The organism is Streptomyces sp. NBC_00287 (assembly GCF_036173105.1).
In the GTDB taxonomy this organism is placed as follows: domain Bacteria; phylum Actinomycetota; class Actinomycetes; order Streptomycetales; family Streptomycetaceae; genus Streptomyces.
Genome location: NZ_CP108053.1, coordinates 3,901,075 through 3,927,557 on the forward strand (window position 1 = coordinate 3,901,075; position 26,483 = coordinate 3,927,557).

At 69.6% G+C, this 26,483-nt stretch carries 20 protein-coding genes and 1 rRNA gene; 5 read left to right on the top strand and 16 right to left on the bottom strand.

All coding sequences use genetic code 11. The features are described 5' to 3' along the window. Nucleotides 1-221 precede the first annotated feature (221 nt). Both OHT76_RS17685 and OHT76_RS17690 read right to left on the bottom strand, forming a co-directional pair. A 16S ribosomal RNA gene (locus tag OHT76_RS17685) occupies nt 222-1,747 on the bottom strand. A 558-nt stretch (nt 1,748-2,305) separates the two neighbouring features. After that, entirely contained in the window at nt 2,306-3,313 is a 1,008-nt protein-coding gene (locus OHT76_RS17690; RefSeq protein ID WP_328871800.1) for a stage II sporulation protein M, read from the bottom strand. A gap of 130 nt (nt 3,314-3,443) precedes the next feature. Here OHT76_RS17690 and OHT76_RS17695 point away from each other — a divergent pair, with 130 nt between their 5' ends. Further along, nucleotides 3,444-4,385 (top strand): RDD family protein, encoded by a 942-nt coding sequence (locus OHT76_RS17695; RefSeq protein ID WP_328871801.1) that lies wholly within the window; start codon nt 3,444-3,446, stop codon nt 4,383-4,385. A 36-nt stretch (nt 4,386-4,421) separates the two neighbouring features. Here the strand turns inward: OHT76_RS17695 and OHT76_RS17700 are convergent, their stop codons facing one another. Continuing rightward, nucleotides 4,422-5,036, bottom strand: a complete 615-nt coding sequence (locus tag OHT76_RS17700) for a hypothetical protein (RefSeq protein WP_328871802.1) — start codon at nt 5,034-5,036, stop codon at nt 4,422-4,424. A 161-nt stretch (nt 5,037-5,197) separates the two neighbouring features. Beyond that, the gene (ahcY, locus tag OHT76_RS17705) at nt 5,198-6,655 is read right to left on the bottom strand and encodes an adenosylhomocysteinase (protein WP_328871803.1); all 1,458 of its coding nucleotides are present in this window, start codon (nt 6,653-6,655) and stop codon (nt 5,198-5,200) included. 697 nt (nt 6,656-7,352) lie between these two features. Between ahcY and lepB the strand changes: the two genes are divergently transcribed. Beyond that, nucleotides 7,353-8,030, top strand: coding sequence for a signal peptidase I (gene lepB, locus OHT76_RS17715; RefSeq protein WP_328871804.1), 678 nt, complete (start codon nt 7,353-7,355; stop codon nt 8,028-8,030). Between the two features lie 69 nt (nt 8,031-8,099). Here lepB and OHT76_RS17720 read toward each other — a convergent pair whose 3' ends face one another. The 6 genes from OHT76_RS17720 to OHT76_RS17745 all read right to left on the bottom strand — a co-directional run bounded on the left by OHT76_RS17720 (nt 8,100) and on the right by OHT76_RS17745 (nt 14,073). Next, complete coding sequence (locus tag OHT76_RS17720; protein WP_328871805.1) at nt 8,100-9,080, bottom strand: cation diffusion facilitator family transporter; 981 nt, start codon at nt 9,078-9,080, stop codon at nt 8,100-8,102. A 125-nt stretch (nt 9,081-9,205) separates the two neighbouring features. Further along, the gene (gene manA, locus OHT76_RS17725; protein WP_328871806.1) at nt 9,206-10,357 is read right to left on the bottom strand and encodes a mannose-6-phosphate isomerase, class I; all 1,152 of its coding nucleotides are present in this window, start codon (nt 10,355-10,357) and stop codon (nt 9,206-9,208) included. A 66-nt stretch (nt 10,358-10,423) separates the two neighbouring features. Continuing rightward, on the bottom strand, nt 10,424-11,551 hold the full coding sequence (locus OHT76_RS17730) for an SIS domain-containing protein (RefSeq protein WP_328871807.1): 1,128 nt from the start codon (nt 11,549-11,551) through the stop codon (nt 10,424-10,426). 35 nt (nt 11,552-11,586) lie between these two features. Beyond that, the gene (locus OHT76_RS17735; protein ID WP_225074871.1) at nt 11,587-11,757 is read right to left on the bottom strand and encodes a Trm112 family protein; all 171 of its coding nucleotides are present in this window, start codon (nt 11,755-11,757) and stop codon (nt 11,587-11,589) included. A 162-nt stretch (nt 11,758-11,919) separates the two neighbouring features. Next, on the bottom strand, nt 11,920-13,536 hold the full coding sequence (locus OHT76_RS17740) for an L-lactate permease (protein WP_328876556.1): 1,617 nt from the start codon (nt 13,534-13,536) through the stop codon (nt 11,920-11,922). Nucleotides 13,537-13,695: 159 nt separating this feature from the next. Beyond that, a complete protein-coding gene (locus tag OHT76_RS17745; protein WP_328871808.1) occupies nt 13,696-14,073 on the bottom strand; it encodes a DUF3499 domain-containing protein in 378 nt (125 codons plus the stop codon). 342 nt (nt 14,074-14,415) lie between these two features. On the opposite strand from OHT76_RS17745, the gene OHT76_RS17750 reads away from it, so the two are divergent. Continuing rightward, on the top strand, nt 14,416-14,865 hold the full coding sequence (locus tag OHT76_RS17750) for a metallopeptidase family protein (protein ID WP_328876557.1): 450 nt from the start codon (nt 14,416-14,418) through the stop codon (nt 14,863-14,865). 30 nt (nt 14,866-14,895) lie between these two features. Here the strand turns inward: OHT76_RS17750 and OHT76_RS17755 are convergent, their stop codons facing one another. The 4 genes from OHT76_RS17755 to OHT76_RS17770 are packed head-to-tail and all read right to left on the bottom strand — an operon-like array spanning nt 14,896 to nt 18,935. After that, complete coding sequence (locus OHT76_RS17755; protein ID WP_328871809.1) at nt 14,896-15,459, bottom strand: NUDIX hydrolase; 564 nt, start codon at nt 15,457-15,459, stop codon at nt 14,896-14,898. Beyond that, complete coding sequence (locus OHT76_RS17760) at nt 15,456-16,256, bottom strand: HAD-IIB family hydrolase (RefSeq protein WP_328871810.1); 801 nt, start codon at nt 16,254-16,256, stop codon at nt 15,456-15,458. Before OHT76_RS17760 ends, OHT76_RS17755 begins: the two co-directional genes overlap by 4 nt. 42 nt (nt 16,257-16,298) lie before the next feature. After that, on the bottom strand, nt 16,299-17,489 hold the full coding sequence (locus OHT76_RS17765) for a fructose-bisphosphatase class II (RefSeq protein ID WP_328871811.1): 1,191 nt from the start codon (nt 17,487-17,489) through the stop codon (nt 16,299-16,301). A gap of 42 nt (nt 17,490-17,531) precedes the next feature. Next, a complete protein-coding gene (locus OHT76_RS17770) occupies nt 17,532-18,935 on the bottom strand; it encodes a hypothetical protein (RefSeq protein ID WP_328871812.1) in 1,404 nt (467 codons plus the stop codon). Nucleotides 18,936-19,140: 205 nt separating this feature from the next. Here OHT76_RS17770 and OHT76_RS17775 point away from each other — a divergent pair, with 205 nt between their 5' ends. Together OHT76_RS17775 and OHT76_RS17780 are read left to right on the top strand one after the other, a co-directional pair. Beyond that, the gene (locus tag OHT76_RS17775) at nt 19,141-20,085 is read left to right on the top strand and encodes a GDP-mannose 4,6-dehydratase (protein ID WP_328871813.1); all 945 of its coding nucleotides are present in this window, start codon (nt 19,141-19,143) and stop codon (nt 20,083-20,085) included. A 64-nt stretch (nt 20,086-20,149) separates the two neighbouring features. After that, nucleotides 20,150-21,214, top strand: coding sequence for a DegT/DnrJ/EryC1/StrS family aminotransferase (locus OHT76_RS17780; protein WP_328871814.1), 1,065 nt, complete (start codon nt 20,150-20,152; stop codon nt 21,212-21,214). Here OHT76_RS17780 and OHT76_RS17785 read toward each other — a convergent pair. Together OHT76_RS17785 and OHT76_RS17790 are read right to left on the bottom strand one after the other, a co-directional pair. Beyond that, complete coding sequence (locus OHT76_RS17785; RefSeq protein ID WP_328871815.1) at nt 21,207-22,682, bottom strand: DUF5719 family protein; 1,476 nt, start codon at nt 22,680-22,682, stop codon at nt 21,207-21,209. The genes OHT76_RS17780 and OHT76_RS17785 overlap by 8 nt on opposite strands. Next, a complete protein-coding gene (locus tag OHT76_RS17790; RefSeq protein ID WP_328871816.1) occupies nt 22,679-26,326 on the bottom strand; it encodes a glycosyltransferase family 2 protein in 3,648 nt (1,215 codons plus the stop codon). Before OHT76_RS17790 ends, OHT76_RS17785 begins: the two co-directional genes overlap by 4 nt. Between the last annotated feature and the right edge of the window lie 157 nt (nt 26,327-26,483).

Sequence of the window (26,483 nt, forward strand, 5' to 3'; positions counted from 1 at the left end):
GGGCCGGCGACTGAGGAAAAACCATTCCCTCAGACACCCAACAACGTGCCCGGCACACTCCCCGCTCCCCTCAACGTTCCACGCTCCGAAGAGCAGTACTAGAAGGAGAAGACGATCAAGTGTGCCGAATAGTCAACGTTCCACCCATGAGCAACCAGCATCGGACATTCGCCGATGTACTGGCCTCTGACCAACCGAAGTTGGTGAGAAGTGCTCCTTAGAAAGGAGGTGATCCAGCCGCACCTTCCGGTACGGCTACCTTGTTACGACTTCGTCCCAATCGCCAGTCCCACCTTCGACAGCTCCCTCCCACAAGGGGTTGGGCCACCGGCTTCGGGTGTTACCGACTTTCGTGACGTGACGGGCGGTGTGTACAAGGCCCGGGAACGTATTCACCGCAGCAATGCTGATCTGCGATTACTAGCAACTCCGACTTCATGGGGTCGAGTTGCAGACCCCAATCCGAACTGAGACCGGCTTTTTGAGATTCGCTCCACCTCACGGTTTCGCAGCTCATTGTACCGGCCATTGTAGCACGTGTGCAGCCCAAGACATAAGGGGCATGATGACTTGACGTCGTCCCCACCTTCCTCCGAGTTGACCCCGGCGGTCTCCTGTGAGTCCCCATCACCCCGAAGGGCATGCTGGCAACACAGGACAAGGGTTGCGCTCGTTGCGGGACTTAACCCAACATCTCACGACACGAGCTGACGACAGCCATGCACCACCTGTACACCGACCACAAGGGGGGCACTATCTCTAATGCTTTCCGGTGTATGTCAAGCCTTGGTAAGGTTCTTCGCGTTGCGTCGAATTAAGCCACATGCTCCGCTGCTTGTGCGGGCCCCCGTCAATTCCTTTGAGTTTTAGCCTTGCGGCCGTACTCCCCAGGCGGGGAACTTAATGCGTTAGCTGCGGCACCGACGACGTGGAATGTCGCCAACACCTAGTTCCCACCGTTTACGGCGTGGACTACCAGGGTATCTAATCCTGTTCGCTCCCCACGCTTTCGCTCCTCAGCGTCAGTAATGGCCCAGAGATCCGCCTTCGCCACCGGTGTTCCTCCTGATATCTGCGCATTTCACCGCTACACCAGGAATTCCGATCTCCCCTACCACACTCTAGCTAGCCCGTATCGACTGCAGACCCGGGGTTAAGCCCCGGGCTTTCACAATCGACGTGACAAGCCGCCTACGAGCTCTTTACGCCCAATAATTCCGGACAACGCTTGCGCCCTACGTATTACCGCGGCTGCTGGCACGTAGTTAGCCGGCGCTTCTTCTGCAGGTACCGTCACTTTCGCTTCTTCCCTGCTGAAAGAGGTTTACAACCCGAAGGCCGTCATCCCTCACGCGGCGTCGCTGCATCAGGCTTTCGCCCATTGTGCAATATTCCCCACTGCTGCCTCCCGTAGGAGTCTGGGCCGTGTCTCAGTCCCAGTGTGGCCGGTCGCCCTCTCAGGCCGGCTACCCGTCGTCGCCTTGGTGAGCCATTACCTCACCAACAAGCTGATAGGCCGCGGGCTCATCCTTCACCGCCGGAGCTTTTAACCCCCGCCCATGCAGGCAGGAGTGTTATCCGGTATTAGACCCCGTTTCCAGGGCTTGTCCCAGAGTGAAGGGCAGATTGCCCACGTGTTACTCACCCGTTCGCCACTAATCCCCACCGAAGTGGTTCATCGTTCGACTTGCATGTGTTAAGCACGCCGCCAGCGTTCGTCCTGAGCCAGGATCAAACTCTCCGTGAATGTTTTCCCGTAATCGGGTTGACACCACGAGAGCGGTGCGAGAGGAGGAATAATCCCCTCGCACACAGCGTCCTCGCTGTGTTATTTCAAAGGAACCTCGACCATCGGAGTATTCCGACGGACGGGGTATCAACATATCTGGCGTTGACTTTTGGCACGCTGTTGAGTTCTCAAGGAACGGTCGCTTCCTTTGTACTCACCCTCGCGGGCTTTCCTCCGGGCTTCCCTTCGTTCTTGCGTTTCCGACTCTATCAGATCTTTCCGATCCGATTTCCTCGGTGCTTTCCAGGTTCTCGCTTTCGCGTTTCCCTTTCCGGCGGTTCCGACTTTATCAGAAGTTTCGGACCGGTTTGACCGGCCACCTTTTCCGATTCATCGGGAGGGGCTTCTCAGTAGTCGACATGATCGATACTTCAAGAAGCGGCTAGACACTCACTGTCACCGACCGGATCTGCTCCAGTCCAGGCAACTGTTCGAATCTACCTCCCCGATCGATCTGTGTCAACGGCTCTTTCGGGGCGAAGAGGAGACTAGCAGCTCATCAGGTGTGTCCGCACATCAGGCGGCCGTCGGAAGCGTGGCGCCGCGCTCGGCTTCCTCGACGTCGCCCGTCTCGCCGGCCCGCGCGGCACGGCCGCCGACGACATAGACGTATGCCAGGAAGGCCAGCTCGGCGATGACTCCGATGGTGATGCGGGCCCAGGTGGGCAGGCCGGACGGGGTGACGAAGCCTTCGATGGCGCCGGAGATGAAGAGGACCAGGGCGAGGCCTATCGCCATGCCCACGGCTGCTCGACCTTCCTCGGCGAGGGCGGTGCGTCGCGTGCGTGGGCCGGGGTCGATGACCGTCCAGCCGAGGCGTAGGCCCGTGCCGGCGGCGACGAAGACCGCCGTCAGTTCGAGCAGGCCATGGGGCAGGATCAGGCCCAGAAACGTGTCGAGGCGGCCCGCGGAGGACATCAGGCCGATTCCGACGCCGATATTGAGCATGTTCTGGAAGAGGATCCACAGGACCGGGAGTCCCAGAAAGACACCCAGGACCAGGCAGAGCGCGGCGGCCTGGGCGTTGTTCGTCCAGACCTGGGCCGCGAACGAGGCCGCGGGGTGGCTGGAGTAGTACGTCTCGTACTGGCCGCCGGGGCGGGTGAGCTCGCGCAGTTCGCTGGGGGCCGCGATGGAGGCCTGTACGTCGGGGGTGGTGCCGATCCACCAGCCCAGGAAGGCGGCGACGAGAGTCGACAGCAGCGCTGTGGGTACCCACCAGTGGCGCGACTTGTAGACCGCCGCCGGGAAACCATGGGTGAGGAATCGGGTCGCGTCGCGCCAGGAGGCGCGTCGGGTGCCTGTCACGGCGCTACGCGCGCGTGCCACCAGTTGGCTGAGCCGCCCGGTCAGTTGTGGGTCCGGGGCGCTGGACTGGATCAGGGAGAGGTGGGTGGCGGTGCGTTGGTAGAGGGCGACGAGTTCGTCCGCTTCCGCGCCGGTCAGGCGGCGCTGGCGCTGGAGCAGGGCGTCGAGGCGGTCCCATTCGGCCCGGTGCGCGGTGACGAAGACGTCGAGGTCCATCGGTGTGCCTGCTCCTCGGCTGTTCGTCGGCGGCTCGTCGTAGATGTCAGCTTGTCGTACTGGGGCGCGATGTGCGCTCAGCTTGGCAGACTGGCCGTTCCAGGGGCAGGTCAGGGGAAGGACGGCGGGCGTGAGTGAGCTGGTGACGGGCGAGGCGGTGGCGCTGGAGCTGCGCCCTGCGAGGCTGCCCAGCAGGGCGCTTGCCGTGCTGCTCGATCTGGTCGTGGCCGTCGCCGTCTACATCGCCGTGTCGATCGGTCTGTTCGCGGCCACCGCTTCCCTGGACGAGGCGGCACAGATCGCGGTGTCGATCGCCTCGTTCCTTCTGGTGCTGGTGGGCGCGCCGATCGCCGTCGAGACGCTCAGCCACGGCCGTTCGCTCGGGAAGCTGGCCTGCGGGCTGCGTGTGGTGCGGGACGACGGCGGGCCGATCCGGTTCCGGCATGCGCTGGTGCGGGGCGCGATCGGTGTCATCGAGATTCTGCTGACCTTCGGGGTCGTCGCCTGTATCGCCTCGCTGGTTTCGGCGCGAGGGCGGCGGCTCGGGGATGTGTTCGCGGGGACTCTCGTCGTACGGGAGCGGGTGCCGCAGGCCCGCAGTGGCTTTGTGCCGCCGCCTCCGCCGTGGCTGGCCGGGCGGTTCTCGGGGCTGGATCTCTCCGCGGTTCCCGATGGTCTGTGGCTTGCCATCCGGCAATATCTGACGCGGATGCAGCAGTTGGATCCGCAGGTCGGCTGGGCGATGGCGGAGCGGCTCGCGGCCGATCTGGCGGCTCGTACGGGTACGCCGGCGCCGCAGGGTGTGCCGCCGGCGGCGTATTTGGCTGCCGTGGTGCAGGAGCGGCAGGCCCGAGAGGCCCGGCGGGCCTTCGCGACCGGGCCGACGGCGGACAGGGCGCCGACCGGTGGTTGGCCCCAATCTGCGCCGGCCCCTGGTGTGTACGGGTCGCCGGCCTTCCAGCCCACCTTCGACACCCCGCCCGCTCCGAGCCCCGCGCCCCCGACTCCGCCGGTGTCGCACGAGGAGCCCTCCGGCGGACGGCCCGGCACCGGGTTCGTGCCGCCTGCGTAGATCCCGGCCTGCTCGCCTGCTCTCTCCGCGGGGCGCTCAGGCGAACGACGACGGCGGTGACTCGAGGTCTTCCAGCTCGATCCCGGGCGCCGCGAGGACCACGTCCCCGGCGATGTGCACGGCGTGCTGCTCGCCCGTATCCAGGGCTGTGACCTGGTATTCGTCCACGGTCAGAGGGCCGTTGTCAGTGGCGTGTGCTTCTCTTTTCAGCAGGGCCCAGGACTGGTCGACGGTGCGCGGGGCGAGCACTGGGTCCGTGAAGGCGACGAGGCGTACGCGGGTGGCGGATCCGGAAGGGGTGAGGTTCAGGAGACGGGTGGTGGCGATGAGGAACGCGGGGGACGTGCCGGTGAAGGCGTGGGCGCGCACATTGCCTTCCGTGGCGTGATCCCCGGCGGGGTCTGTACGGACCCAGGTGACGCCGTCGAGGGCGGCACCGCGCACCTGCCAGCCGCCGGCGTGGAGTTCGAGGCGGATGGGACGGCCGAGTTCGTCGAGGGTGAGGTCGACGGAGCCGCTGTGATCGCCCGAGGGGGTGGTCAGCTGGGAGACATAGCGCCAGCCGGAGGGGCCGGGCGCGCAGTGGAAGTGCTCTTCTGCGAGGGGGGTGTGATCGTGCGGATCGTGGAGCGAATAACGGCCGCGGGGCATGGGGGTCCTGGGTCTTGACGGGCTGGTCCGGCCACTGAGGGGCCAGACGGGCAGGCCCCCGACACGGGGGTGCGGGGGCCTGCCCTGAGGACCTGCTGCTGGGGAGCGCGTCAGTGCACGGGCGCGCTCACCACGGAATCCGGATCAGTACGGAATCCGGATCAGTAGCGGTAGTGGTCCGACTTGTAGGGACCCTCGACCTCGACGCCGATGTACGCGGCCTGCTCGGGGCGGAGCGTCGTCAGCTTCACGCCGAGCGCGTCCAGGTGGAGGCGCGCGACCTTCTCGTCCAGGTGCTTCGGCAGCGTGTAGACGCCGATCGGGTACTCGGACTGCTTGGTGAACAGCTCGATCTGGGCCAGGGTCTGGTCCGCGAAGGAGTTGGACATCACGAAGGACGGGTGGCCGGTGGCGTTGCCAAGGTTCAGCAGGCGGCCCTCGGAGAGGACGATGATCACCTTGCCGTCGGGGAACTTCCAGGTGTGAACCTGCGGCTTGACCTCGTCCTTGACGATGCCGGGGATCTTGGCGAGGCCGGCCATGTCGATCTCGTTGTCGAAGTGACCGATGTTGCCGACGATCGCCTGGTGCTTCATCTTGGCCATGTCCGAGGCCATGATGATGTCCTTGTTGCCGGTCGTGGTGATGAAGATGTCGGCCTTGTCGATGACCTCGTCGAGGGTCGTGACCTGGTAGCCGTCCATCGCCGCCTGGAGCGCGCAGATCGGGTCGATCTCGGTGACGATCACGCGGGCGCCCTGGCCGCGCAGGGACTCCGCGCAGCCCTTGCCCACGTCGCCGTAGCCGCACACGACCGCGGTCTTGCCGCCGATCAGGACGTCGGTGGCGCGGTTGATGCCGTCGATCAGGGAGTGGCGGCAGCCGTACTTGTTGTCGAACTTCGACTTGGTGACGGCGTCGTTGACGTTGATCGCCGGGAACAGGAGGTCGCCGTCGCGCTGCATCTCGTACAGACGGTGGACGCCGGTCGTGGTCTCCTCCGTGACGCCACGGATCTCGGAGGCCAGCTGGGTCCACTTCTGCGAGCCGTCCGTGATGGTGCGGTGCAGGAGCTCAAGGATGACGCGGTGCTCGTCGGACTCGGCGGTGTCGACCGAGGGGACCTTGCCGTCCTTCTCGTACTCGACGCCCTTGTGGACGAGGAGGGTGGCGTCGCCGCCGTCGTCGAGGATCATGTTCGGGCCGCCGGTGGGGCTGTTCGGCCAGGTCAGCGCCTGCTCCGTGCACCACCAGTACTCCTCCAGGGTCTCGCCCTTCCAGGCGAAGACCGGGACGCCCTGCGGGTTCTCGGGCGTGCCGTTCGGGCCGACGGCGATGGCGGCGGCCGCGTGGTCCTGGGTGGAGAAGATGTTGCAGGAGGCCCAGCGGACCTCGGCGCCGAGGGCGACCAGGGTCTCGATGAGGACGGCGGTCTGCACGGTCATGTGCAGGGAGCCGGTGACACGGGCGCCGGAGAGGGGCTGGGCCTCGGCGTACTCCTTGCGGATCGCCATCAGGCCGGGCATCTCGTGCTCGGCGAGGGTGATCTCCTTGCGGCCGAACTCGGCCAGGGAGAGGTCGGCGACCTTGAAGTCCTGTCGGTTCTCGACAGTCGTCATTGCGAGCTGCTCCTCGGGGTGTGGGTCGAGGTGGGTAGGGCTGGTCTGCGCGGCGGCGGACACAGGGGTGCCCGAAGAGGACACAGGCATGCCCGCGTGCGCGCAGCGCAGTCCGTCGGAGGCCCTCTCTCCCTCGGTCGGTCCGTGTCGGGACCGCCCGACCGCCATCAGCAGCGACGTCTGGCTCCGTCCCAAGCTACACCGGTCGACGCGGCCGCCCCAGTCCGCCTCCGTACGGATCGCGCCATCGCGGGGGGCTGCGGGGGTCCGGTGGATGGGGTGGGCGGGGCTCACAGGGGGCATGTGCGCGGCGGCCATCCCGGTTGTGCCGCTGGGCCAGGGCCTGGCCACGCTGATCCGTAGGCGGCTGTACAGCGAGAGCGAGAGACCGGGCTGGCCTCGCTGTTCATGGGCTGCTTCGGGATATCCGAGGGCGCAATCCCGTTCGCGGCGGGCAAAGCCATCCGCGAGCTGCTGGCGCGGACCAGGAAGGTCACGGACGTCGACGAGTTGGTGGCGACCAGGCTCGGTGAGGAGATCGCGATTCCGCAGGCCAAGACGGACGCGGTGACCGCACCGGTCGTCGGGTTCGCGCGGTCCGCCGAGGGCGTCGAGTGCTCGCGGGCCCGCACAGCGTGTTCACAAGTGATCGATACTCTCTGCCGCCGCGGGAGTTCCGCGTGGGGAGGGAGTGGCGATGGATGCGAGCACGGCGCGCAGACTCACGGTGATGGCGTGGGTGGTGGGGCTGTTGGGGCTGACGCTGGTGGTCGGGTCTCTGGTGTGGCTGCGGACGGGATATGTGCTGTCCAGGGTGAACAGCGAGAGCATGACGCCGACGTACGGCATGGGCGACCGGATCGTCGCCGAGCGCGTCGACGGGGGCGAGGTGCAGCCGGGCGATGTGGTGCTGTACTCGGCGCCGGAGCGCTATGGGGCCGGAGTGGACGTCATGCAGCGCGTCATCGGCGTGGACGGCGACCATGTGGTGTGCTGCCAGGGCCAGGACACGCCGCAGGAGGCGATCACCGTCAACGGTCGGCCGCTGCGGGAGTCATATGTGAAGGACGGCATCGCGGACGGGTTGCATCGGCCGTACGACGTGACCGTGCCCGAGGGGCGGCTGTTCCTGCTCGGTGACCATCGGCAGAACTCGCGTGACTCGCGGCTCTTCGCCGAGGACCACGCGGGGACGGTTCCGGTGGATGCCGTGCGCGCGCGGGTGATCGACAGCTTTGCGGGACCATTGCTGCTCGGCGCCGCCACGCTGCTCGGAGTGGTGCTCGCCCTGGTGGGGCTCGGCCTCGCGATCGGGGCGAGGGTCGTGCGGCGGCGGCCTGCTGTGCAGACGGTGTTGTGGCCGGACCATCTGTGACGCCCATGTCGTACGACGACGAAGGGGTCCGCCGAGTGATTCGGTGGACCCCTTCGTCGTGACGGGTCGTCAGTGGCCGGTGCTCTCCGGGGCCGGGCCGCCGGGCGTCGCCTCTCGGTCGGCGCCGCGGGCCGCCTCGGCCTCGCTGTAGATGTCCGGCTCCAGATAGATGACGCGGGCGATCGGGACGGCCGCGCGGATACGGGACTCGGCGGCGTCGATGGCGGCGGCGATCTCGGTGGCCGTGTCCTCGTGCTGGACGGCGATCTTGGCGGCGACGAGCAGTTCCTCGGGGCCGAGGTGCAGCGTGCGCATGTGGATGATGCCGGTGACGGTGTCGCCGTCGACGATCGCGGCCTCGATCTTGTGGACATCCTCGACGCCTGCGGCCTCGCCGAGCAGCAGCGACTTGGTCTCGGCGGCCAGGACGAGCGCGATCAGGATGAGCAGCACACCGATGCAGAGGGTGCCGATGCCGTCCCAGACGCCGTCGCCGGTGGCGAGGGCGAGGCTCACGCCGACGAGCGCCAGGACCAGACCGACGAGCGCGCCGAGGTCCTCCAGCAGGACGACGGGCAGCTCGGGCGCCTTGGCGTGGCGGACGAACTCGGTCCAGGACTTCTTGCCCCGCAGGAGGTTGGACTCCTTGATGGCCGTCCGGAAGGAGAAGGTCTCGGCGATGATCGCGAAGACCAGGACGCCCACCGGCCAGTACCAGTGGTCGATCTCGTGCGGGTGCTTGATCTTCTCGTAGCCCTCGTAGATGGCGAACATGCCGCCGACGGAGAAGAGGACGATCGAGACGAGGAAGGCGTAGATGTAGCGCTCGCGGCCGTAGCCGAAGGGGTGTTGCGGGGTCGCCTCGCGCTGGGCCTTCTTGCCGCCGACGAGCAGCAGGGCCTGGTTGCCGGAGTCGGCCAGCGAGTGCACCGACTCGGCGAGCATCGAGGACGAGCCGCTGAACAGGAACGCCACGAATTTCGCTACCGCGATCGCGAGGTTGGCGGCGAGTGCCGCCACGATCGCTTTGGTGCCGCCTGACGCGCTCATGTGTTCGCGTTGTCCCTTCGTACGCCGTCCCGGGCGCGGCCCCTTGTGGCTTTGCCCGTCCTTTGCCGGTGCGCCATTGTTGCAGCCTCGCCCGGGTGGGGCGCGTCAGGTGTCCACAGTGCCGGTCATACGATCACAGTGGCGCGGAAGAGCGTGCCGGTCCCGGTTGCCTCGACCTTCTCGCCTGCGGGAACGAAGACCGACTGGCCGGGTTCGAGCGTGTGTTCGCCCACGCGCACCGATCCCGCCGTGCACAGCAGGATCTGCGGGGTGGCCCGGGTGAGGTCATGGGCGGCGCCGCCCTCGGGAAGGACGTAACGGGACAGGCGGAACTCGTCGATCGGGGTCTCGTAGACCTCCTCGCCGTCCTCGGAGGCCTCCGGGCGCAGCACGCCGGGGTCGGCGGCCTCGAAGCGGACGATGCGCAGGAGTTCGGGGACGTCGACGTGCTTGGGGGTCAGTCCGCACCGCAGGACGTTGTCGGAGTTGGCCATGATCTCGACGCCGAGGCCGCTGAGGTAGGCGTGCGGGATACCGGCGCCGAGGAACAGGGCCTCGCCGGGCTGCAGCCGCACGTGGTTGAGGAGCATCGCGGCGATGACACCGGGGTCGCCCGGGTAGTGGTGGGCGAGATCGGCGTACGGCGTGTACGCGCCGCCCAGGCGGGCGCAGGCGGCCGCGGCGTCGGTGACCGTGCGGGTCATCTCGTCCGGGTCGGCGGTGAGGATCGCGGTGAGCACCTCGCGCAGGGCCGCGTCCTCGGGGTGGGCGTGCAGCAGATCGACGTACGGCTTGAGGGAGTCGACGCCGAGGCCGTCGAGCAGATCGGCGGCCTCGACGGGGTCGCGGAAGCCGCACAGGCCGTCGAACTCGGTGAGCGCGCAGATCAGTTCGGGCTTGTGGTTGGCGTCCTTGTAGTTGCGGTGACCGGCGTCGATGGGGACACCGCGGCGCTCCTCGTCGGCGTAACCCTCTCTCGCCTGCTCCAGGTCGGGGTGGACCTGGAGGGAGAGCGGGGCGCCGGCCGCGAGGATCTTCAGCAGGAAGGGCAGTCGCGGGCCGAACTTGGCCACGCACGCGTGCCCGAGTTCCCGCTCCGGATCCGCGTCGATGACGTCGACCAGCGTGCCCCGGCCGGTGCGCGAGGGAGCGCCCGGGTGGGCGCCCATCCACATCTCCGCCTGCGGTTCGCCGGTCGGTTCGATCCCGAGCAGCTGGGGGATCGCGGTGGTGGAACCCCAGGCGTAGGGGCGGATGGTGTTGTCGAGGCGGTCCATGCGGTTCTCTCTGCGTACGACGCGGGTTTCGCTCCGCGTACGACGGTCAGGGCGTCCTGGTTCAGATCAGGCGCCCGAAGCGAGCGCCAGGTAAACGGCGGCGAAATCCGTGATGGCGATCAACTCCGCGAGGGTCGCCAGTTCGCCCCCGGCCTCCGGTTCCAGTTCGCTGATCGGCGTGTCGTGACTGAGGGCCAGCTCACGGGCGCCGGGAGCGGCACTGAGGCCGCCGATGGGACGGTCCCGCAACAGCACCACGCGCGCGTGCAGTGCGGGCGTCTCCTCCACGCGGTCGCGGAAGAAGTCCTCCGGGTCGGCGCTGGCGGCCAGCGGTCCCGCGAGCAGGGCGCTGTGCGCGGCGAGCGCCTCGGGGAGCTCGGAGACGAGGGCCGGGCGTCCTGCGAGTTCGGCGAGAGCTGCGGCGAAGCGGCGACCCGCCGGACCGGCCGAGGTGCCCTCGGTCCAGATCACCGGGAGGGCGTCGGCGAGCTCCGCGGCCAATGTCTTGGCGGGGTTGCTGTACGTCGCGATGGCGGGCCCGCAGCGCTCGGCGATGTGGTCGAGCCGGTCGGCGACCTTCTCCAGGGCGTCGGCGGGGGCGGCCAGCAGACCGACGCGGTCCAGCAGCACGAGCAGCGGGGTGAGCAGCGCCCACAGCACGCCGGGGGCGGACGCGGCGAAGGGGGTGTCCTCCTCGTACGGCGCGGTCGCCATCGGCACGAACAGGCCGTGGGAGGCGTCGAGGGCCTCGGCGAGCGGGGTGTGGGGCGGGGCCACGGCGACGACGGTGCAGCCGCGGCGGTAGGCCTGCTCTGCCAGCAGGGACAGGCCCGGTTCGGTGCCGTCCGGGGTGGCGATCAGGAGCAGGTCGACGGAGCCGGCCCAGCCGGGTAGCTCCCAGCGCAGCGCGCCGGCGGCGGGGGCCACGCCCGCGGGGGCCAGTCGGGTGACGGGGCTGCCGGGGCCGGCGAGCGTGCCGAGGAGGTCGGCGACGCAGATGGCGGCGGCGCCGGGGCCCGCGATGAGGACGGCGCGGGGGCGGCCGTCGGGTTTGAGGTCCGTCACGCCGGCCTCTGTGGCGTGCCGGGCGGCCGTGCGGACGCGGGCGCCGGCCTCGGCGGCGCCGCGCAGCAGGCCGCGGTGGTCGGCCTCCGAGAGGGCCTCGGGGGTGTCGAGCAGCGATTCGTCGAGCACGGGCGGGGGCCTCCGATCGCCGGGGGGTTGGCGGGTTACGCGGGGCGGCGGGCCTCGTCTACGAGGAGGACCGGGATGCCGTCGCGGACGGGGTAGGCCAGGCCGCAGTCCTGGCCTGTGCAGACCAGCTCTGCGTCCTGCTCCTTGAGGGGGGCGTGGCAGGCCGGGCAGGCGAGGATCTCCAGGAGACCGGCTTCGAGCGGCATGGGGGTCCCTTCGGGGGCGGGGTTGTGTCGCGGATGTGCCTGGTCAGGTTACCGCCGGGGTGGGTTGCTTGGGGGGTGGAGGGGGGTTGCCGTTGTGTTGGATCGCCCCTGCCGCCCTTACCCGTCCCTCCCCAGAAGGGGGACCCCCACTGGCGGTGGGCACTACGGCAGCATCCAGTCGAGCACGGGCGAGCTCTGACCGACCACAATCAGACACATCACCATCAACAGGGCAAGGCTCCACGGCAGTACCTTGCGCAGCAGATCGCCCTCCCGGCCGGCGAGGCCCACGGCCGCGCACGCGATGGTGAGGTTCTGCGGCGAGATCATCTTGCCGAGGACACCGCCGGAACTGTTCGCGGCCGCCAGCAGCTCCGGCGACAGTCCCGACTCGCGGGCCGCGGTGACCTGGAGGGCGCCGAAGAGCGCGTTGGCCGAGGTGTCCGACCCGGAGACGGCGACGCCGAACCAGCCCAGGACGGGCGACAGAAAGGCGAGCCCCGCCCCGGCCGCCGCCACGAAGTGGCCGATGGTGGCCGCCTGTCCGGAGAGGTTCATGACATAGGCGAGGGCCAGCACACTGGTCACCGTCAGGATCGCGAACCGCAGTTCGTACACGGTCGCCGCCCACTCCTTGACCGCCACGCGCGCGTGCACACCGAGAACGACCGCCGTACACACACCGGCGAGCAGCACGAGCGTGCCGCCCGTGGACACGATCGGCCACGTGAACACATTCCCGCCGACCGCCTCCCCGTCCGCGCCGACGACGTCCAGGAAGGGCCAGTCGTACGTCTGCGTCGCCTCGGCCAGCCAGTCCTTGACCGCGGGAATCTGCGCCACGGAGAAGATCGCGACGATGAGCGCGTACGGCGAGTACGCCCGTACGACCTCCGCGCGCGGGTCGGCCTCGTCGAGCTCCTCGCTGCGCACCCCGGTCAGTACGGCGGCGCGCACGGGCTCTTCGGCGGGCCTGCGCGCCTGCGGTACGGCGACGAGCGCGCCCGCACCGGCCAAGGCGGCGCCGATGTCGGCGAGTTGGGCGGAGACGTAGTTCGAGGCGGCGAACTGGGCCACGGCGAAGGCGATTCCGCACACCAGGGCGGGCACCCAGGTCTCGCGCAGTCCGCGCCGCCCGTCGACCAGCCAGACCAGCACGAGCGGCACCACAAGGGCGAGCAGCGGAGTTTGACGGCCCACCACGGAGGCGACGTCGTCCAGGGGCAGACCGGTGACCTGAGCGAGCGTCACTACGGGCGTCCCCATCGCGCCGAAGGCGACCGGCGCGGTGTTGGCGACCAGCGCGACCACGGCGGCCCGCACCGGCTCGAAGCCCAGCGCCACGAGCATGACCGAGCAGATCGCGACGGGCGCCCCGAACCCGGCGAGCGCCTCCAGCAGGGCGCCGAAGCAGAAGGCGACGACCAGCGCCTGGATGCGGGGGTCGTCGGACAGCCGCCCGAACGAGCGGCGCAGGATGTCGAAGTGCCGGGTGCGGACCGTCATCCGGTACACCCACAGGGCGTTGACGACGATCCACAGGATGGGGAAGAGCCCGAACACTGCCCCCTGGGCGGCGCTGGAGAGCGTCTGGTCCAGCGGCATGCCGTAGGCGAGCCAGGCGACCAGCGTGGCCGCCAGCAGGCCTGTCAGGCCCGCCAGATGGGCCTTCATACGGACGCCGCCGAGCAGCACGAGGACGATCACGAGGGGCAGGGCCGCCACAAGCGCGGACAGACCGAGCGAGCCGGCGACGGGTTCCAGTTCCTGGACGTACACGGGCGCCTCCCCGGGAGCCACGGATTCCGTCATGCGGAAAGCGATTTCTCACTTCGGGCTGAAACGGAATGGTCGTGTCCGCGACAAGGTCACGTCAATGGTCGTGCGTCATTCAATGGAACGTGCAGTCAAAGAACCGCCGGAAAGGGTGACTTGACGTCAGTTGTCCGGGGAACGCAGCACCCTGAGGTGGCCGCGGCGCGCGACCTCCATCGGGTCCGCCCTGCGCGCCCCGCCGCCACCGGCCTCCGCGGCGCGCTCCTGCGGACGGGCCGCCTCACGCACGGCGTTGGCAAGCGCTTCCAGATCGTCGCCACTGGGGCGGGCCGGAGCGGAGCCGTCGAGGAGCCGGACGACCTCCCACCCGCGCGGGGCGGTAAGGCGCTCGGAGTGCTCGGCGCACAGGTCGTAGCAGTGGGGTTCGGCGTAGGTCGCGAGCGGGCCGAGGACCGCGGTCGAGTCGGCGTAGACGTACGTCAGCGTCGCGACGGCGGGACGGCCGCAAGCGGTGCGCGAACAGCGACGTACAGGGCTCACGACGTTGGACGGTACCGCACTCTTGAGCGGGCCGCGACGACTCTCCCCCAGGTCACTCCACCGTGTCGTGCTGTGAAACGCCCCACACGCCCCTTCTGACGCACCGCACTGACCTGCAGGAACGTTGATTTTCGGCCGGTCGGACAGGAGGCGATACGGTCAACAGTCCGTACAAACCACGCCAATTGCCTTGAGATCGTCGGTCCGGGAGAGATACGGAATCGAGCCCAACCTTGGCTGGAATGGTCATCCGGCGACATGGGTGCGGGGCGGGTGGACGGCGGCCACGACGCCGTGTGGGGCGGGGCGGCCGGTCGCGGCGAGGACTACGCTTCACCAGTGATGGACAACCCCGTACCGCCCCGCGCCGCCGGCCCCGGGCCCCGCCGTCGTGATCGCCACGGTCGAGGCATGCGCGGGCCGATCGCGCCGCCGCAGGTGCCCCTGGCGGCCAGCCGTGCCGAGGCGTTCGCCGACCTGGTGCAGGACTCTGTGGAGCGCCTCGAGCGGCGGTGGCCGCAGCTGGCCGACATCGACTTCCTGGTCCTCGAAGTACCGCCGTTGAACGGCACGGGGCAGGCCTGGAACGACGAGGCCGTGCCGCTGGGCGGGTCGATCGCGGCGCGTGAGGGGCGTCCCGCGCGGGTGGTCATCTATCGGCGGCCTGTGGAGATCCGTACCAAGGGACGGGACGAGCGGGCGGCGCTGGTGCACGAGGTCGTGGTCGAGCAGGTGGCGGAGCTGCTGGGACTCACCCCGGAGACCGTGGATCCTCGGTACGGCGAGGACTGATCCTTCTGTTCGCCGCGCTGGGCCACGCCCTCACAGCAGGCCCAGTGCGTCCAACCCCATGTAGGCAAGGTCGACGTCCGTGACGTCTCCGGCCCGCAGCAGGAGCCTTAGCTGCTGCGGCGAGACGTTCAACACCTCGATGAACTCCGTGCTCTCGGGATTCGGCGGCCGCACCGGAGTGCAGTCGCGGGCGACCGCGCAGAACTTCACGGACGAGCTGTACGAATCGGCGAAGCAATGGCCCACGACCTCGAGGTCGCCGCTGTACCCCGTCTCCTCCAGCAGTTCGCGCTCCGCGGCGATCAGCGGAGTCTCCCCCACGTCGACATAGCCACCGGGCAACTCGAACACGAATCGCCCGGGGCCGGGCCGGAACTGTCGCGTGACGAGAAGCTCACCGGCCGTGGTGACAGCCAGAACGGCGACGTTCGGCCGGTCGTCGCGAAGACTGAAGGTGCTCTCCTCACCCGACGGCAGTCGGTACCGCACCTCCACCACGGACCGGCCGAACGCGCTGTACACCGTCCGGCGCGACAGCTCCTCCCAGCGCCCTTGGTCCCCGGGCCGATCCTCGGGGGACCAAGGTCGGGTCACCTCAGGTCCAGCGGAGCCAGCAGCGAGGGTATGGAGCGGTCCAGGTTCTCCCCGAGCAGGGCGTCGATGTAGTCCGCTGTCTGTTCCCATCCGATGACGGCGACGCACGGTACGCCCATCTCCCGGACCGGATAGTCGTTCCCGCCCTCGTCGAGCCGGTCCCCGATGAAGAGGACCTCCTCCACACGCAGATCAAGATGCTCAAGCAGCCGCTGCATGCCGTATGCCTTGTCGATGCCCTTCTTCGTCACATCGATCGACGTGGAGCCTCCGCTGCGGACCTCCAGGTCGGGCAGTCGCTCCGCCGCGTACTCACGGAGCGCCCTGCGGCGCGAGCCGTCGGGGTCCCAGGCCGCCTTCGCCTGGTGGGGGGCCTGCTGCCCCAGGGCCGAGAACGTGACCTGACTGCCCCGGTCCTCGATCACCTCGCCCCAGGTGTCCGCCGCCCAGAGCCCCAGGGACTTCGCCCCTTCCGTGAGGACATCGATGATGAGGGACTTCTCGCCCTCGGAGAGGTTCTCGCAGTAGATGTCCTGCCAGGCGTCCGACTCCCATCGGAGGTAGCGCGTACCGCACGTCGGCATGAGGTGGAGTCGCTCGGCGAGTTCGGTCGTGAGGGGCAGCTCTTCCAGGACCTGGGTCTGGAACTGCTCGTACCGGCCGCCCGAGATGATGCAGACCTGCTTCTGGGCCAGGAGGCGCATCAGACACTGGGCCATCCTGGGAGTGATCTTCGCCTTGGAGAGGGCGAGAGTGTCGTCCAGGTCGAACACCACGATGCGAGTCGACGGTTCCAATGCGCATTCCTCTTCTTCATGATCGTCGTCGGCCGGGCGGAGTCATCTCCGGTAGCCGAGCCTGATTCTGCCGACCTTCGCCGCCGGCTTGACCAGGAACCCCTCCACGTGGATCACGCCCTCCTCCTTGAGGTCGGGACCACGGATACCGAGAGTCGGGTTGTCCGTGACAGCGAACAGTGCCGCCGCCCTGCTGCTTCCCGGCCGCACCAGATCGCTGCTCGTGTACTGGCGGTCCTTGTCCCAGCCGCCTGACCCAAGCGCAACCTCCTCATCCTCGGAAAATTTGAACAATGCGTCAAGGTTCGTCAAATGGGGCTCCGCGCGCGGTCCCGCGACCGATGCGACGCGGAACACAAAGCCGAGTTCAGGCGCGATCAGATCCACCAGTCCAGCGGCGAAGGCCAGCTCCGACAGGCCGATGGCACCGATCATGGTGTCGATCCGGGGCTCGCTCAGACCGATGAGCGACAGGAGATACGGCGGCTCGACGGTCACGCTCTCGGGGACGAGCACCTCACTGCCCTGCCCTCGCATGAGGGCGATGAGGTCGCTGTGCATCGGTTTGGAGGCGATTGAGTGGGTGGACACGGTCAGGGCGCCCGGGTTCTTCCGCATGGCCTTCGCGATGCGGTCCAGTACCGGAATGACCGAGTCCTCGGGCCTGGGCCTGATGTCGAGACCGTGCAGCAGGTCGACGGGAGCCAGGACGGCATACGCCTGAAGGTCGGGCACCGGCCGGACACCGGTGCCGAATCCGCCCAGGGTCAGGGCGCCGGGCTGGTCCGTCGCGGCCAGCTCGGTGCCGTCCACGTAGTCGAAGACCCCGTCGACCACAGGCAGCGCATCGTCCCGCGGACCGAGCCACTGACCAGTGCGGGCCCCGGGGCTGTCGTCGCGTTCCCCCTCGCCCGCGGCCACCCGAATTCTGAAGGGGGCCTTGTCGAGGATCTTCTCCGCGGCCCGGGTGGCCGCTCCGTCCACCGCGACCTTGCGGGCGTTCAACGACATGCCTTCGGCGAAGCGGCTTCGGGCCTCCGCGGCTCCCAGGGCAGCCGCGGCCATCGCGGCGACCAGATGGGCGTCCTCCTCGTCCTCGGAGGCATCCGGCGTCCGGGCGCCGGGGTGCCCGGCTCCATGGACATGCGCCGCAGGCGGGTCCGACCAGCTGACGGTCGCCTCGACCACACGGTCGTCGAGCGACGGGATCGTACTGCGCAGCGCCTCGCTCATTTCTTCCTTTCCGGTAACCCTGGGGATCGGCAGGTGCCGACATCACCGAGATCTACGCCGTCGCTCCCACAGGAGCACCGCGAGTGGTACGACGATCAGCAGCGCCGATACCCCCAGCAGGGGCCATCGGCGGCCGTCCAGCCAGTTGGCCGTCTGTTCGACGAAGTCGGGAATCTGTACGACGGCCAGCACAATCCCCATGACAGCGATCAAGGAGTCGCGCCGGTTCTTCTCCTGCTCCTCACGCACACGGAGCAGGCTCAGCGAGACGGTCTCGCACTTCTCCATGTTCCTGTTGAGGCCGACGAGTACCTGTTCCGTCGGCCGCTCCCGTACCGTCCACTCGTCCAGGCTCCGGTTCCTGCCTTCGATCAGCTTCTCCCGGAAACCGACGCATCGGTCGATGAGTGCGGCGTGCTGGACCCTCCGGCGTGTCAGCAGGGACTGTTCTGCGGGAGCTATGACGTTGCGCATCGCCAGATCCGCGAGGACCTGCCGGTAGCGGGCGCTCAGGTCGTCGCAGACGATCCTGCGCAGGATTCCGACGGTCCACACGAAGATGGACGACGAGTCGTATCCGTATTCCGAGAGGCGGAACTGCGACCTTCCCCGCAGCCAGGCCGGCAGATGTGCCATCTCCAGGCAGCAGTCGGCGTTCACGAACACCATGTGGTCGTCGAAGAAGGCCATGCCCGTCCGGACGTGCCCGAAGACGCTCTGCGGGCTCCGCCGCAGCCACAGACCGTCCTCCAGCAGATGGTCCGTCGCGTAGGAGAGCAGCGCCGATATTTCCCAGGCGTACTTGGCGGACTCGTCCACGCCGCCGTACAGGCTCGCGCTGGCGCGGTTCAGCGTCCCGTCGAGGTTCCACACCTGGATGGCGGCGGAGCCCTCCACGAGCCAGGTGCTCTCAATGTCGCTCCTGGGGAGTCCGACGGCTCCCGCCAGCGCCTCGGCGGACTGATCGGCGAGCATTCGGGAGATCGCCGGATCACTGAGCAAGGAGACGAAGCGGAGCAGCGTGTCGGTGGCCAGCGGGGAGGTCAGTTCGATCGCCGCCGCCTCCCGCGTGATCGGCCCGGGCAGGGACAGCAGCAGCGGCAGTGCCGTCACCACGTACTCCCCGCCCAGAGAGACCGCGGCCTGCCGCAAACCGGCGGCATGGCTGCTGCCCACTACCCGGGCGAGGGCGGCCGGCAGCGGCCCGGCATCGAACAGTGCGGAGTACAGCAGCCCGGAACCGGGGCGCACCTTGGTCTGGTAGGAGCGGTCGTCGTCGATCTCACGCAGTGCCCCGGCTTCGAAGGCGTGGGAGAAGTCGAGTCCCTCGGTCAGACGGTGAGCGAAATGGACAACTACCGAGCAGCCGCTGATGCGGAGTCTGTCGGGTGCCGGGGGCTCGGGGACGTCGCCGAGATCGGTGAGCACCGCGATCTGATGGTCCAATCCTGGCCTCCGGCGACTGGGGCGGTGGGGGCGGCGGTCCGGTCCGAAGGTACAGGTTCCCCGATCCGACCGGAGCCCGAACTGACAGGTGGTCAACCCTGTTCCGTCAACGCCCTGTTGACTGCCCTCCGGGTCGGCGCTCTATGATTCCAGCCCACTCGCCGGACAGCGGTTGGAGAGACATGATCTTGCCAAGCGCCTTCCGATGAGAGTCGTCGTCAGCGGAGCCTCCGGCTTCATCGGCTCCCAGCTCTGCGCTTTCCTCCGTTCCCGGAACGAGGAAGTGATGGAGATCGACCTTCCGCACTGCGACATCAGTGACACGGCGCAGCTGACGCGGAGTCTGGAAGAGGTCAAGCCCGACTACCTCTACCACCTGGCGGCTCAGGCCAGTGTGGGGCAGTCGTGGCAGAACCCCGCCCGCACCTGGCATTCGAACGCGTGGGGCACCCTCTCGCTCCTCAAGGCGGTGCGGGCCGCCTGCCCCACCGCGAAGACCGTCGTCATGAGCAGTGCCGCCGTGTTCGACGGAGCCCGCCTGGACTCGCCGATCGACGAGGCGCGGACACCCGCCCCGTTGTCGCCGTACGGGGCCAGCAAGGTGGCGGTCGAGTCGATGGCGCGGCACTACGTCGCCGTCCATGGACTGCAGGTGGTCATCGTGCGGCCGTTCAACGTCATCGGGCCGACGCAGGCTCCGGACTACCTGGTCCCCGCCCTCGCCCGCCGCATCGTGTCCGCCGTCCGGTCCGGCCGTACCCACATCACGGTCGGGAACCTGACGGCCCGGAGGGACTTCCTGGACGTGCGGGACGCGGTTCAGGGGCTGGAGATGATCATGCGGTACGGGTGGGCCGGCGAGGCCTACAACCTCTGTACCGGGGTCGGCGTCCCGGTCCGTCGGCTGGTCGAGACGATGATCCTCCTCGCGGATTCCCGCCTCGAGTACCGTCAGGATCCGGTCCTGACGCGCGGGAGCGACCCGCTGAGCCTGGTCGGAGATCCCGGAAAGACGCGATCGCTGACGGGCTGGCAGAGCTCGATACCCCTCGCCACCACTCTCCGCGATGTCCTGGACGCGACAGGCAAGGCCCTGTCCGTCGGGCGAGGGCTCACGACCTCTGCCCACGGCGAGGCGCCACTGTCGTGAGCACCGACACCCACGTGATCATCGACACCGGACAGCCGGATGCGAGGTGCGGATGAGGTTCCCGTTGTCCCAGCCGAGTCTGGGCGGGAAGGAGTCCGCCAACGTCCGGGACGCGATGGCATCGGGCTGGATCTCCGGAACCGGTCCCTACGTCGACGCTTTCGAACGGTCGTTGGAACAGCGGACCGGCAGAGCTTCGGCAACGGCCGTGTCCAGCGGCACCACGGCGCTGGAAATAGTGCTGTCGGCACTCGGCATCGGCCCGGGGGACGAGGTTGTCGTCCCCGCGCTCACCTTCGCGGCGCCCGCCGCCGCGGTGCTCACCGTGGGAGCCGTTCCCGTGCTGTGCGATGTCGACCCCGGGAACTGGACCATCGACCCCGGCGCGGCCCGGGCGCTGCTGACGCCCCGCACAAAAGCCGTCCTCGCCGTCGACCTCATGGGGCATCCCTGCGACTACGAGCGCCTCGCCGAACTGGACGTGCTCGTCATCGAGGATGCGGCGCAGGCTCATGGAGCGCGGACGGCACAGGGCGTGGCGGGCGGTTTCGGCGTCGCGTCGGTCTTCAGCTTCCACGCGAACAAGGTCATCACCTCCGGCGAGGGCGGAGCCGTCCTCACCGACGATCCGGAGCTGGCCGACCGGGTTCGTCTCATCGCCCATCACGGCATGACGGCGAGCGACGGCTACCGCCATCGTGTGGTCGGACGCAACGGCAGGATGACCAATCTGACCGCTGCCGTCGGTACGGCCCAGACGGAACGCTGGGACGAGCTGGTACGCGGTCGTCTGACCGTCGCACGTCACTACGACGCCCGTCTCACCGGCCATGGCTTCGTCCCGCGACCGCACGAACCGTGGGCATCGCCGTCCTGCTGGCTGTACTGCGTCACCTCCCCCGAGCGCGACGCAGCCGTGGAGCGGGCGCGGCGGAACGGGGCCGATGCCCGCGCCGTCTGGCCGGCCCTGTCCGATCTCCCGCTGTACCGCCGGTACGCGCCTCGGCCCTGTATCCACGCCTCCGCGATATCCCGGACGGCGATGTGGCTGCCCACCTGGTCGCACATGGGCCCCGAGGACGTGGCCGCCGTGACGGAGTCCCTGCTCCGAGCCCCCGGCCTCAGTTGAGGACCGACAGGTCCTGCTCCGCCTCCGGGACCTCCACCATCCCCCGGTCGTCCGGCAGTGTCTGCACCGTGAAGGCCGGGACGTCCCCCTGGGGCGAGGACAGCGTCCGCGAGCCGTAGACCGGGCCGCCCGAGATCGTTTCGACCGTCACCGCGTACGTGCCCTTCAGGCCGCTCGGGGTGGGCAGCTCGATGTTCTGGGTCGTGCCCTTCTTGATCGTGTACGTCTGTGCGGCTTCCGTGCCGCCCTCGCTGCCCGCCGATGCCGTGACCTTCACCTTCGCGGTGCCGGTCGGGGCGGTCAGGGAGAGGGTCGTGCCCTTCGCGGTGTTCTCCGCGGACGTCGCGCGCGTGCCCACCGGCCTGGTGGCCGGGATGAACGCCGTCTCCTGGTCGGCGCCCTTGCCGCGGACCACCCGGAGTGCCGCCACCACCGGGACCGAGCGATCCGTGGGGGTCAGCACCACCGAGCCCGTCTCTCCGCGGGTGATGTCACCGAGGTCGACCGCGGACGTCATCCGCGACTTCACGTGCAGCGTCTCGTTGCCGGCCGGAGTGATCAGGCCGGTCGGGGAGGCGAGCTGGACCTTCAGGTCGGCGTCGGAGCCGCCGGGGGTGAAGGCGATCAGGCGTACGGCCGTGGCGTCCTTGGGGATGCCGGGCAGGACCAGGCTGCCCGTGGGGTCCGTGGCGGCGGCCAGCCAGTCGCCGCCGAGCTTGTCGTCCAGGGCCTGCACCGCGGCGCCCACGCGCCCGCTGCGCACGCTGAGGTGCACGGTGAGGTTGGTCTGCTGCTCGTCGATGAGCGTGGACAGCAGGACCGGGTCGGTGGAGTGCGGCGGGACCGTGATGCCGTCCGGGATGGTGGTCTCCAGGGCGCCGTCCTTGCCGTACAGCTCGATGTCGACCACGGCCGCGGAGTCGTCCGGGTTGGTCAGGTGCACATAGTCCGTGCGGTCCGTCGCCGTGCTCGCGCCCGGGAACCAGAACTCCGTGTCCGGCGCGGTGCAGTTGACGCCCTGCAGACCGCGTCCGGTGCCGGCGGTGACCTCGGTGGTCTGCTGGACGGTCCAGCCGGGCGCGAACTTCCCTTCGGCGGTGCCGAGGAGCGCGGGCGAGTCGGCCCCCGAGGCGTCCCCGGTGACCGGCTTGCCCGGCTCCTTGAGCTCCAGGACGGGCTTCTTGCCGTCGGTTTCCTTCTTGTCCTTCGACTGCCCGGCGGCGCTGAGTTGGGCCTCGCCGTCGCTTCCGGTGCCCTTGGTGACGGGTGTGAACGATGTGTACGCCGTCTCGGCGAGGTCGGAGGTGCTGGGCGACGGGCAGAGCAGGCTCGTGCGCTCCACGGGCAGCACGGCGGCCGCCTCGGCGCTGTCCTTGCCGGACGCCTCCGGCGCGCTCAGGGTGGCGAACCCGGTGACAGCGGCGAGCGCGGTCACACCGGCGAGCAGGGAGAGGGTGGTGCGGTTCACTGCTGACTCCCGTCGGGACGCTCGACTCCGTGCTGCGGCGGCTGCTGCTGCGCCGGGTCGTAGCCGGTGTCGTAACCCTGCTGGTACGTCTGGTCGTACGCGGTCTGGTCGTACGTGCCCTGCTGGGGCTGTCCGCCGTACGCGTACGGGTCGTACTGGCCGGCCTGGTAGGGATCCGCCTGATAGGCCTGGTCGTAGCCGCCCGCCGGGTACGCCTGGCCGTTCTGGTACTGCTCGCCGTAGCCGCCGTACTCGGTGGCGCCCGCGTAGCTCTGGGCGTCGTACTGGCCGTAGGGCTGCTGCTGCGGGACCGGGACGGGGGGCTCCTCCTGCGGAGGAGCCGGGAACTCGTCGGGGCGGCCCTGTTCCTCGGCCTCCGCCTGGGCGCGCAGACGGCGGGCGCGGCGGCCCTCGCCGGACGTGGGCTGCGCCGGGATCGGCTGCTCCTCGGGGAGGTCGTCGTCGACGTCGCGGCGGCGGCCGGGCAGGGCGAGGACGACGAGGACGACGGCGAGGGAGCCCTGGGCCCACAGCCAGGCGGTGTGGCCGATCGGGTCCTCGAAGGTGACATCCAGCTTGCCGCCGGAGGCGGGGAGTTCGAAGCCCTGGGCCCAGCCGTCGACGGTGGTGCGGGTCAGCGGCTTGCCGTCCAGGGTCGCCGTCCAGCCCTCGTCGGCGGTGTCGGCCAGGCGCAGGGTGCGGCCGTCGGGGCCCTCCGGGATCGTGGTGTGGATCTCGACGGGGCCCGCGGCGACGGGCTTCGGTTCGCCGGACTCGGTGACGATGGTGGCGCGAGCGACGTCCTGGTCGACCCGCCAGAGCCCACTGCCGTTCTGCTCGCTGAGCCGGCTCAGACCGGGCGTGGCGTCCAGCACGCGCGTGACCTCGCGGGGCGCGCCCTTGTGGACGAGGACGTACGCCACGGCGAACTTGCCCAGCTGGTCGGCCTGGTCGGCGCCGGAGCCGGCGACGAGGTTGGCGACGACCTTGTCGAGCCCGCTGTTCTCGCCGTCGGCCGCGGCGAGTTCGCCGTCGCCGAGGCGGGCGCCGGAGCCGCGGACCAGCATGTAGCCCACGTGGGCCGCGGAGTCGCTGTCGAGGACGAGGGTGCGGGTCTGGTCGCGGTTGCCGCTCTCCTCGGCGACGAACGCGGGCACCTGCACCGGGTCGCGCCGCTCCACCGGTCCGTCGGCGCCGTCGATCATCCAGCCGGCGGCGACGAGCAGCGGGCCCACGGCGGCCGCGAGGGCGATCAGCGCGGCGACGGGCTGGCGCCAGCCGAAGCTCTGCTCGGCCACGCGTGCGCGTGCCCCGTCGGCGCCGATGACTGCGGCGGCCAGCAGGGCGATGCCGTAGACGAGGGTGGCGGGGCCTGCCCAGGTGGAGCCGTTGGACAGGACCGCGAAGACGAGGCCCACCAGGGCGACCGCCCAGGCCGTCCAGATTCCGAACTGACGCTGCGAGCGCAGCAGGGCGGCCAGCGCGGCCAGGACGACGCCGATCAGCATCAGCCCGCCGACCGTGCCGGGGCCGCCGGGGCTGGCGCCGAGCAGGTCGAGGGCGGCGGCGGCCGAGGAGCCGTACTCCAGGCCCGCCTCGTCGAAGAAACCGAACGGGAGGAGGGTCAGCGACCAGGGCGCGAGGACCAGCAGCGGGGTGCCGAGCTGGGCCAGGAAGCGCACGCCGTAGGCGGCGATGTCGGTGCGGCGCACGGCCAGCAGGGCCACGCCGAGCAGCAGCGCGATCGGCCACACGATCGGCGTGAAGGCCGTGGTGATCGTCAGCAGCAGGGCGTACGCCCAGGTGGCGCGCCAACTGCCGCGCGCGCCGGAGGTGTTCGCGAGGCCGCTGGCGGCGACGCCCGCACGGGCGATGAGCGGCAGCAGGACGGCCAGGACGGCGGTGCCGATCCGGCCTCCGGCGAGGGCGCCGGTGGCGGCGGGCAGGAAGGCGTAGGCGACCGCCGCCCATGCGCGCAGCAGGCGGGACTCGACGAGCGGGCGGGAGGCGAAGTAGGCGGCGAGTCCGGCCAGCGGCACCGAGCAGACGAGCAGGACGGTCACCGCGAGTCCGGTCGAGCCGAACAGCACGGAGGCCAGCATCGCCACGAGCGCCAGATACGGGGGCGCGGACGCGGTGCCGCCGGCCCCGACCGGGTGCCAGGAGTCCAGGTAGTGCGACCACAGCTCCGCGGAGTCGGCCGGGGCGGGCAGCAGGGCGCCGCCCGCGAGGGCGCCGCCGCCGAGCAGTTCGCGGCAGGCGGCGAGCGAGACGAGCAGCAGCACCAGGAAGAGCACCGGGCCCGGCTTGCGGGCGATGCGCTTGAGGCGGGCGAACTGCTCGATCTCCAGGAACTCCGCGTCGTCGCCGCCGGGTCCGGACTCGATGCCGCCGCCGTGCCGTCCGGCACCCGAGGTCGCCTCGGGGTCGGAGCTGCCGAAGAGACTGCCCGCGGCCTGCTCCACGGTGGCCCGCACGGTCGCGCCGGGCGGCGGGAACAGCGGCCGCAGCTCGCCCTTGTCGACGGCCGGGCGGCCCCGGCTGCGCCGTCCGGCGATGATCCGCTCGGGCCGCAGCAGCACGCCCAGCAGACCGCGGATCTCGTCGAGGGCCTGTCCGGGCACCTTGCCGACGAGATAGGCGACGGTCCTGAGCAGGGTGCCGAGGACCAGACGCAGCAGCACCCAGGGCAGCACGGCCGAGCGGGTGTTGACGAGCAGGGTGTATGCGGCGCCGGCCTTGTCGACCTTGTGCGGGGAGGCCGTGGTGCGGCCCGCGCAGTCGACGGCGCGGCGCTCGCGGGAGGCCGCCTCGGCATGTCGTACGACCGCCTCGGGGGCGATCAGGACGCGGTGGCCGGCCGCCTGGGCGCGCCAGCACAGGTCGACGTCGTCACGCATCAGAGGCAGTCGCCGGTCGAAGCCGCCGAGCTGTTCGAAGACATCGCGGCGGATCAGCATGCCCGCGGTGGACACGGAGAGCACGGACCGGACGTGGTCGTGCTGGCCCTGGTCCTGTTCGCGGCGGTCCAGGCCGGTCCAGCGGCGGCCGGAGTGGGCGATGGAGACGCCGACCTCCAGCAGCTGCCGCTTGTCGTACCAGCCGCGCAGCTTGGGGCCGACGACGGCGACGTCGTCGCGGCCGAGCTCCAGCTCGTTGTCCACGACCCTCAGCAGCTGGGCCAGGGCGTCGGGTTCGGGGGCGCAGTCGTCGTGCAGCAGCCACAGCCACTGGACGGGCTCTCCGTGCGGGAGCTCCGGCATGTCGTACGCGTCGTCGCGCCACGTGCGCGTGACCGGGTCCCAGCCGCTCGGCCGCTTCAAGTACGGCAGGTCGTCCGGGGTGAGGACGTGCGCGGTGCGGGCGGCCTCCTCGACGGCCTGGCCGAAGCCGGTGCGCCGGGCGAGGTGCAGCACGCGGTCGGGGCCGAGGGCGTCGGTGACCAGCTGGGCGGAGTCGTCGGCGCTGCCGGTGTCGGCGGCCATGACGGACTGCACGGGGCGCTCCTGGCCGAGCAGCCCGGCGAGCGCGTCGGGCAGCCAGCGGGCACCGTCGTGGGCGACGAGGACCGCGGTCACCACGTGACGCGGAAACTCTGGTGCGGCGGCGTCTTGCTGCGCTGCCGAGTGGCTGTGCACGGACATCGAGGTACGGGCCCCGGTTCGGTGGACTGCGGTGGACACCTGTGCCCGGTGGGGGCAGCGGGGTGTCTCGGACGAGCGACCACACTATCGGCTGGGCATGAGGAGGGCCCGCCGCCTGTGGATAACCCACCTGCGACGGGCCGTTCGGTACGTGTGT